This is a genomic window from Streptomyces sp. AB3(2024), from assembly GCF_041862025.1.
Lineage (GTDB): Bacteria > Actinomycetota > Actinomycetes > Streptomycetales > Streptomycetaceae > Streptomyces.
Genome location: NZ_JBGWAB010000222.1, coordinates 1 through 7,572 on the forward strand (window position 1 = coordinate 1; position 7,572 = coordinate 7,572).

Consider the following 7,572-nt stretch of genomic DNA (forward strand, 5'->3'; position numbering starts at 1 on the left):
GCTCGCGCCCCCCCCCCCCCCCCCCCCCCCCCCCCCCCCCCCCCCCCCCCCCCCCCCCCCCCCCCCCCCCCCCCCCCCCCCCCCCCCCCCCCCCCGGCCGCCCCCCCCCCCCCCCCCCCCCCCGCCGCCCCCCCGCCCCCCCCCCCCCCCCCCCCCCCCCCCCCCCCCCCCCGGGCCGGCTGTGCAGCCGACTCCGGGGGCTGCGGTACTCCCCCGGTCCGGTCCACCACGGGCTCCTGGGCGCTCCGCAGGATCTCCCGCTGAGCCGCCTTCGCCTCGGCTTCCTGCTCCTTGTTCTGCTGCAGGAAGCCGAGGAGCTCGGCCGCGCCGACACCCGGCCGGTCCTTCGCAGCACGGGCCAGGAGCCGCCCGTCGCGCTCGGGCAGCTCGCCGGAGCTGAGCCGGATCTGGATCTCTTCGGGCAGTTCCAGCAGCACCAGCTGGTTGGTCACCCAGGACGGCGAGCGCCCGAGCCGCTCCGCCGCGCGGGACTTGGCTCCGTGCTCTCGGCCCTCCTCGGCGCAGGACTCCACCAGCTGCTGCACACCACGCGCGCGCTCGATGACGTCGAAGTCCTCGCGCTCCAGGTTCTCGGCCAGGAGGTGGTCGATGAAGTCGGTTCGGGAAGCCGCGAGGTCGTCGCGCACGACGAAGTCGAGGGATTCCAGCCCGACGTGCAGGGCACTGCGGAAGCGGCGCTCACCGTTGATGAGGACGTGGGTCGCCGAGCCGATCCGGGAAGCGTGGTCCGGCCACAGCCCGAGATAGGCGCTGCGAGTGGTGACGACACAGGCGGACAACTGCGCCTGACGCAGTTCCTCGCCGAACCGGGTCTTGTCCTCGTCCGTGCCGAAGTTGCGGCGGGGGTTGAGGGGGCTGGGGGAGACCTGGTCGAGGGGGAGCCGGATCAGCTCGTAGGACGGTACGTCGCCCTGCGCCATGGCCTTGGCCCGGCCTCGCTCGCTGCGGCCACCGGCACGGCGGGCGTTGCTGAAGGCGGCGCCGGTACCCAGCAGGTCGCTCTTGCTCATGCCGCGATCCTCCGGGCGATCTCACGCATGGCCTCGGACTGCTCGCAGTCGGGTGCGTAGTGCAGCAGCGGCAGCTTCACGCGGACGGCCTCACGCTGCTCCTTGAGGTCGGCGATGACCGTGATGACCGGCGGGTCTCCGAACTCCTTCCAGCTGTTGAGGGAGGAGGTGACGACGTAGCCCTTGCGGCTGTCGTAAAGGTTGACGACGAAACCGAGCTGGGCGATCTCGATGTCGAGGTCGTCGATGAGGTCCTCGAGCTGCTCGGTGAGCATGTCGTACGCGTCGGCGGAGGTGTCCTCGGCCTGGACGGGGACGATGATGCCGGAGGTCTTCATGGCCTCGCCGTCACGGGTACGCGCGTAGTAGAGCGCGGTGTCCATGGTGTAGCCGAGGCTGGGCGGGCAGTCGACGACGATGTAGTCGAACTCCTTCTCCAGCTCCTCCAGCGCCTTCTCCAGGGCCGTCTCCTTGGTCCGGACGTGCCGGGTGGTGGCCAGGCGGGCGTCGAGGAGGAAGGCGTCCTTGCAGGAGGGCAGGAGGAACAGGCGCCCGGCGAAGACCCCGTGTTCGATGGGGACGAGAAGGTCGCGAACGCGTCCTTCGATCTCGCCCAGCATGTGCTTGGCGAGGCTGGGCTCCTTGATGGAGAGCATGTCTGCGCCCAGGTGACGCGTCAGGTGCCCCTGCGGGTCGAAGTCGATGACGCAGACCCGGGCGCCGGTCTCGGCCAGGGCCTGGGAGACGCCGTTGCTGATGGCGCTCTTGCCGACACCGCCCTTCTGGTTGCAGACCACGATCCGGCGGGCGCCCTCGTTCGCGGGACGGCGGCGGCCGGCGGGGGAGGGGTGGGTGTCGAGCCAGAGCCGGATGGACTGGGCGAGGCCCTGGTTGTACGGGATCTCACGCGCACGGCAGTCGTCCTTGAACTCCCCGTACAGGCCGGTGGGGAGGTAGGTGGAGAACGACGAGGCGCCTGAGGTGTCCACGGGGGTGGCCGCCGAGGCGTCGGCGCGCCAGGCGCGCACCCCCTCCGTGACGGCGTCCTGGATGTCCACGCCCAACTGGGCTGCGCGGACCTTGAGTTCCTGCCGCAGGGACGCCGGCAGCTTGGCAACTACCTTTTCCCTGACTTCCGGGTCGTATGGAGCGGTCATGTGGGTACCTTACTAACCTTCTTGGAGGAAGGCGAAGAGGCACACCGAAGAATCTTGTCCGGCTATGCGCGGAGTTCGCACGAAACAGGAGTGGTTACCTCGGGGGAAACCGCAGTGTCGGCGCGGTCCCACCCGCTCCCTGGCACCCGTCCCGGCCTCCTCAACTCCGCCCCTCCGGCCCTCCTCCACTCCCGGCACCTGATCTGCATTCCGAGCAGCGCGGTCAGCTCCGCCTCGACGGCTGCGAGCGGGCTCCAGTGGTAGGAGCGGACGGTGGTGATCTCTGTGAAGCCGGCTTCGAGGAGGCTCTCGCGCAGGGAGCCTTCGGCCTCGGCGAACAGGGGGTGGCCGAGCCAGCTGCCCTGGCGCCAACGGTCGGTGCAGGCTTTGACGAAGCCGGGAGCATCGCTGGTGAAGCCTCCGATGAGGGTGAAGGGGATCTCGTCACCGTGCGCCCAGGCAACCTCGGTGACGATTCCGTCCTTCAGCAACACCTCGATGAGGACGTCTCCCTCGTCCGAAGAGCCGTCCGCGATCATTGCCGCGTAGGGTGCCGCGTGCGGGCCGGGGGAGCCGATGGCGGTCTCCCGGGCCGTGTCGGCCTGGTGCCTTGCCCCGTACAGGTCGTGCACCCCCTCCTGGGGCTCCGGCGCACCACTGAGGCGGTTGTCCGTGCCGGGCACAAGGGGGGCGTGCTCAGCGGTGCCGTGCGTGCCACAGTGCCGACGGACGACAGGCGCGTCCGCCTCGACAACCACCCGTGAGCGTTTCCGCGGCCGTACACAGCGGTTTCAGCAGGGCGAAAATCGCTGTGCGTCCCGCTGAGGGCTGCAAGCGTGAGGGAAGGTCACATCACACCGGGTCAGTTGAGTTCGGGCCTCTGAGGCCCTGTTCTACCGGTCGAAAATTGCCCGACATTCCGCAAAATTAGCCAGATGCCCGAATAGCCAAGGCTCGGTGTGCCTGGGCGTTATGGTGACACGCAAGTTCGTGACTCTCCGCGCCCAGCTCACCGGGGGAGAGCGGAGGCCTCACCCATCGCGGCGAGCAGTTCGAAAGGCGACTCCCGATCCACCTGGCCGATGGCCCGCGCGAGCCATCGACCAGAGCGCTGCAACGCTGCCACACCTGCATGCTGCCGACGACGTCGCACAGGGAGCCGAGCGGCTAGGGAGCCATGAACTCAGGGCCTGGATTGCCGAACCCGAGACAGGCCACAGGCCGACTGCCTCGGGAGCGCCCCAACGGCCGGTCAGAACGGCCGCCAGGGCCGGCCAAGCCCGCACAGCGATGGACGGGGGCCGACCAGAAGGCCCCTACACACCACACAGGGGATCTCCTCCGCCCGTGACTGCAGGCCGCACGTCCCAGGGGCGTGCTGGATGACCGGTGACGCCACCCCCGTCCACGGCAGCACGGGCTGACGCCGCGCGGCCTTCCCAGCTGCCCCGGAACCAGCCCGAGTCGTTGCTCAAGGTCAGCGAGGCGTGAGGAGGCAGAACTCGTTGCCTTCCGGGTCGGCCAGAACCGTCCAGGAGATTGCGGAACGATCGATATCGGGGTCGGTGGCGCCCAGGGCGCGCAGTCGGGCTGCCTCTGCGGCCAGGTCGTCGCCGGGGTAGGGGCAGACGTCGAGGTGGACGCGGTTCCACACGCTTTTGGTGTCGGGGGTCCGGAGGAACTCCAGGTAGGGGCCGACGCCTCTGGCCGAGCGCATGGTCGCCTGGTCGTCGGTGACTTCGTGCAGTGCCCAGTCCATCGCCTCGCCCCAGAACCGGGCCATCGCTCGTGGGTCGGTGCAGTCGACCACCACGGCGGCGATCGGCCCCGTGTCCCGGTAGATCGGTCGGGGCTCCAGGACGCAGAACTCGTTCCCTTCCGGGTCGGCCATGACCGTCCAGGGGACGTCGCCCTGCCCTACGTCGGCGAGCGTCGCGCCGAGATCCTTCAAGCGCGTGACCAACTCCGCTTGATGGGCGGTCGAGGTGGTGGCCAGATCAAGGTGCACGCGGTTCTTGACCGTTTTGAGTTCAGGGCGGGCAATGATGTCGATGCAGACGGCCACGGGGTCGGGGTAGGAGAATCCCACGGGTTCGAGGTTGGTCACACCGGGACCCTCGCTGTCGACACCCCAACCGAGTGCCTCCGCCCAGAACCGGCCGAGCGCGGAGTCGTCCCGGGCCTTCATGTTGATCTGTACGAGTCGTGTTGCCATGCCGCAGATCCTAGTAGTGCTCTGTTGGCAGGTGTCGTGTGGCTGCGGGATGGCTTCTCTGCAGGTGGGGCAGGTGCCGGTCCAGGTTTCGGTGAGGTGCTGGAGCAGGTCCGCGGCCTGCCAAACCCACCGGTCGGACTGACGAGGCCTTGGGTCGGTAGCTCCTCAGCCCTGGCGGGCTTGCGGTGCCCCGCCGGAGTGGCCGGCCATCGTTGGCGGCCGCGGGTTGAGGGTGCTTTGGAGCCTGTAAGTGTGGCTGAGCCTGGAGTTGGTGCAGGTGGCCACTGACCGTGCTCGTTCGGCGGCCCGAGCGTCGGGGCTCGCATTCGGTGGTGCGGGTTCGAACAGGCCCAGCCAAAGCAGCAGCACTGGGCTTCGCCGCCCCACAGACGCCCTCGCCAGGCGCTTGATGCCCCAGACCGGCCCGCCCCTCGCACCCTGCCCGGCCTCCCCGACGGTCAGCCGTGCACCCCTCGGGCGCTGAGCGCCTCCACTGGGCATGAGGCCGGTGGCAAAGGGTGGTTGATCCCAGATGTGGCTGAGACCCGGGCCCGGAACAAGCACGAAAAGTACAGCCCTCGTGGACTTCGAGGTGACTTGGTTCAGTTCGGAGTGGAGAAGTCGTGGTACTTCGCCGACCGTCGACACACCGATCGAGCTGTTGAGCGGTGCTTCCGTGCTGCTCACCGACCAAGAACCTGATGGAGCCTCACGGCCGTCCTCGGCAGCCGCTCTTTAATAAGAGGGCGCCGCGACTTTAGGCCTCTGACCTGCATGTTTGTCGCGCCCTATGTGTCCCCCAGGACACATTTGGGGTTCCGAAATGTGTACCTGGCGAGCACATTTCGCGAATAAATCAAGCACTGCTTTACTTTCGGGTGGCGCCAACAGGCTTGGAAACACCGCAGGTCAGAGAGGTGGGCCGCGAGCCCCGAGGGGGCGGAATGCATGCGTGGGCTTTGCAATTATGTGTCGTCATCGCGACACGCGAAATCAAGCAGCGGTGTACTTTCGGCACTTGGGCGCAGAAAAACTTCACACGGCGTGGATTTTTGTCGCAGCGTTCGAACGGCGGCGTGCCCGGAGGTCTCATCCGGCGCGCCGGGGCGCCAAAAGACAAGCACACGTTGATTTTTTGGATACTCTCGGACCGCCTGAGTAACAAGGAGGTCCAGTGACATCTGATCCGCCCGCCCGTCGTCGGCGCGGGCCCCGGCCCCTGCCCGTTCCCACCGCCGCGGGCAACGAAGCCGAGTACGGAGACATCCTGGCGGTCCTGGGCCAGCAGCTCGGGGAGAAGGTGGTCGAGGCCACCGACCCAGGAGGCCGCCGTAGGCTCAAGGGAGTCCACTTCGAGTACGCGGCCGACCCCCGCGCCGTACACGACATGGCCGGGGGAGCCGGATACAGCCTGGCCAGCAACTGGTTCACGCAGCTGCTGGCGCAGCTGGCCGTCGCGAACAGCATCACCAAGTCCCAGCTGTGCGTGTTCCTCTTCGTGGCCGGAGGGCAGGTGCCGGGGACCGGCATCACCCCGTACACGCAACAGGAGATCACGGACGGACTGAACAAGATCGCCGCCCAGAAGGGCGGCAAGATGATCACGCGGTCCACGGTCAATCGAGCCGTCCAGGCGCTCTGCGGCTACAACTGGGTGGAAAAGGCCGGCAACGGTCGTATCCAGATCAACGTGCGGCTGTGGTTCCACGGCAACAGCACGGCCCAGCACGAGGTCCTCTCCGAGATCTCCGACCGCCACGAGCACGACGTCGAGGCCTTCCCCTACGCAGTGGGCCCCCAAGGTGCCCATCAGGAGGAACTCGACCTCGACTTCGGCTACGAGGCCGAAGCCCGCCTTCGCGGAAGGAGGCGTACCGGGTGATAGTTCTGCCATGCCCCTTCGAGGGCACCCGCTCACGAGGAAGGCTCTCCCATGGCTAACGTCATGTCTCCGATCATCGCGGAGCGCATCTGGGCCCTGCCGTTGTCCGGGTCTGCCGTCAAGTTCCTCCAGTACCTCGTCTCCCGCAGCGACTTCGGGGGAGTCCTCCCGGTCCGGCAGAAGGACATGGCGGCGGAGTACGGGGTCACGCCGCAGGCCGTCAGCGGCCTCATGGCGCCCCTGTGCGATCTGAACATCGTCCTCAGGCCGCGCAGCGGAGAACGCAACGGCAACTCGTACCGACTCCACCCGCTGGCGGCGAAGTACGAGAGCCCTGAGGACATGGAGGCGGCGTTCCGCGCGACGCTCGTGCGCATTCAGTCGGGGGACCTGCCCAACCTGAAGCTGCCGACGTACCAGCAGACGCCGCCCACTCCGACCGGCCGTCCGAAGCTGCAGGTCGCCTGAACGGGCAGCCGACTCCCGGAAAGACGGAAGCCCCCCACCGAAGTGGGGGGCTTCCGCGCCTGAGTAACAGGATGGTTCACTCATTATATCCATCAGGCGCCGGGCACGCGCAGCCGTACTGCGCCACACGGGCCGACCGTGTCCCCGGTACGGCCGCCTTCACCGCCGGGCCGGCGGGTCCGTATCGTAGGTTCGAGGGTCGGTCACATGTTCGGGGGCTGGGTGCGCGTCACAGATCACGCTCGGTGGGACCGGGGCTTCCCGGTGAAATACCTCCTGGTCCAGGAGGACGAGGACGGCGTGGAACAACTCTGGGGGAGGTGCGCGGGTGTCGAAGGGCTGTTCGTCGACCCGGTCCCACCGCCCCGGGAGGTCCTCACCCTCCGCGGATGCAGTCCCGACGGCCTCCTGAGCGAGGTCCTGGCCGGGCCTGACGTCTCGTTGCGGAGCCTGGGCGACGTGTGCGTCGAGGTCTGGGACGACGATCAGCCCGTGCAGTGGTGGACTCTCGTCGACGCGGTCGTGGTGGCCCATCAGTCTCATCCGGCCGATCCCTCGCGGTACGACATCGTGATCGGCGCCGGAGTCAGGAACGAGGAAAGCCTCTTCGAACGGCCCGCGGCGCCGCGCTTCGAGCTCTTCGCGGGAACGACGGCCGCTGCCGCCAATGCGGGCCGGTGCTCTGCCGTGGACGGCCTGTTCAAGCCCCGAGCGGACCCGGCCCCCGTCCCGATGGAGCTGATCGGCTGCGAAGCCACGGAGCCACTGCTCATAGGGACGCAACGACCACGCCGGTGGACACACGACCGGGCCGATCTC

Annotated in this window: 6 protein-coding genes and 1 pseudogene; 3 read left to right on the forward strand and 4 right to left on the reverse strand. The window is 68.4% G+C overall.

Annotation, left to right across the window (positions count from 1 at the left end; genetic code table 11):
- The 4 genes from ACEPPI_RS38970 to ACEPPI_RS38985 form a co-directional block, all read right to left on the reverse strand.
- A partial coding sequence (locus ACEPPI_RS38970; RefSeq protein ID WP_373919992.1) for a ParB/RepB/Spo0J family partition protein occupies window positions 1-1,031 on the reverse strand: 1,031 nt, incomplete at its 3' end.
- Window positions 1,028-2,188 carry a ParA family protein gene (locus ACEPPI_RS38975; protein ID WP_373919993.1) on the reverse strand — a complete coding sequence of 387 codons (1,161 nt, stop codon included), beginning with the start codon at window positions 2,186-2,188 and terminating at the stop codon, window positions 1,028-1,030. The genes ACEPPI_RS38975 and ACEPPI_RS38970, both read right to left, overlap by 4 nt.
- A 62-nt stretch (window positions 2,189-2,250) precedes the next feature.
- A complete protein-coding gene (locus ACEPPI_RS38980; RefSeq protein WP_373919994.1) occupies window positions 2,251-2,871 on the reverse strand; it encodes a hypothetical protein in 621 nt (206 codons plus the stop codon).
- A 794-nt stretch (window positions 2,872-3,665) separates the two neighbouring features.
- Entirely contained in the window at window positions 3,666-4,403 is a 738-nt protein-coding gene (locus ACEPPI_RS38985) for a VOC family protein (RefSeq protein ID WP_373919995.1), read from the reverse strand.
- Between the two features lie 1,174 nt (window positions 4,404-5,577).
- On the opposite strand from ACEPPI_RS38985, the gene ACEPPI_RS38990 reads away from it, so the two are divergent.
- The 3 genes and pseudogenes from ACEPPI_RS38990 to ACEPPI_RS39000 all read left to right on the forward strand — a co-directional run.
- On the forward strand, window positions 5,578-6,285 hold the full coding sequence (locus ACEPPI_RS38990) for a hypothetical protein (protein ID WP_373919996.1): 708 nt from the start codon (window positions 5,578-5,580) through the stop codon (window positions 6,283-6,285).
- Window positions 6,286-6,336: 51 nt separating this feature from the next.
- Entirely contained in the window at window positions 6,337-6,753 is a 417-nt protein-coding gene (locus ACEPPI_RS38995) for a hypothetical protein (RefSeq protein WP_373919997.1), read from the forward strand.
- Between the two features lie 264 nt (window positions 6,754-7,017).
- Window positions 7,018-7,572: pseudogene (locus ACEPPI_RS39000) on the forward strand (hypothetical protein); the annotation flags it as partial.

Excerpts from the sequence above, each read along its gene's own strand:
- ACEPPI_RS38995 (WP_373919997.1), top strand. The coding sequence starts at position 6,337 with ATGGCTAACGTCATGTCTCCGATCATCGCGGAGCGCATCTGGGCCCTG.
- ACEPPI_RS38985 (WP_373919995.1), bottom strand. The coding sequence starts at position 4,403 with ATGGCAACACGACTCGTACAGATCAACATGAAGGCCCGGGACGACTCC.
- ACEPPI_RS38975 (WP_373919993.1), bottom strand. The coding sequence starts at position 2,188 with ATGACCGCTCCATACGACCCGGAAGTCAGGGAAAAGGTAGTTGCCAAG.